Origin of the sequence: Muricoccus vinaceus (assembly GCF_042433125.1) — a bacterium.
Taxonomy (GTDB): domain Bacteria; phylum Pseudomonadota; class Alphaproteobacteria; order Acetobacterales; family Acetobacteraceae; genus Roseomonas; species Roseomonas vinacea.
In genome coordinates, this window is sequence record NZ_JBHLVZ010000142.1 from 1 (window position 1) to 638 (window position 638).

Consider the following 638-nt stretch of genomic DNA (forward strand, 5'->3'; position numbering starts at 1 on the left):
GCGGCGTTCGTGGCGGACGGTCAGGCGCCGGAACCGGGCGAGCCAGGCGAAGGTGCGCTCAACCACCCAGCGGTGTCGTCCGAGGCGGGCACTGCTCCCATGCGGCGCCGTGCGATGCGCGGCGTAATGCCGCGGGTGCGGCACTCACGGCGACAGCGGCGGTGATCGCAAGCCTTACACGGCGTGAAGCTTGCTGGGCCTACGGCGCGGGCGCCCGCGGTGCCTGGCCCGCACACCGGGCACCACGTCCAGCGTGGGCGCCAGCATGCGGCTGTCGTGACGGTTGGCCCCGCTCAGCGTCAGGCCAAGCGGCGTGCCCTTGGCATCGGTGACGAGATGGCGCTTCGTGCCCGGCTTGCCGCGATCCGTTGGGTTCGGCCCGACCTCCGAGCCCCCCTTTTCGCGGGTAGGCTGGCGCTGTCGAGCACCGCCCGGCTCCATTCCAGGGCACCCGCTTCCTGCAGGCGCTCCAGCAGCACCCGGTGCAGTCGGGCCCAAACCCCGGCGGCGTGCCACTCGCCCAGCCGACGCCAGCAGGTCTTGCCACAGCAGCCCAGCTCGGTCGGTACCTCGTGCCACTGAATGCCCGTTCGCAGCACGAACAAAATACCAGCCAGCGCCGCCCGGTCGGGCGCACG

At 72.3% G+C, this 638-nt stretch carries 1 pseudogene; it reads right to left on the bottom strand.

The features are described from left to right. Positions 1–638, bottom strand: a pseudogene (locus ACFFIC_RS30005) (IS5 family transposase); the annotation flags it as partial.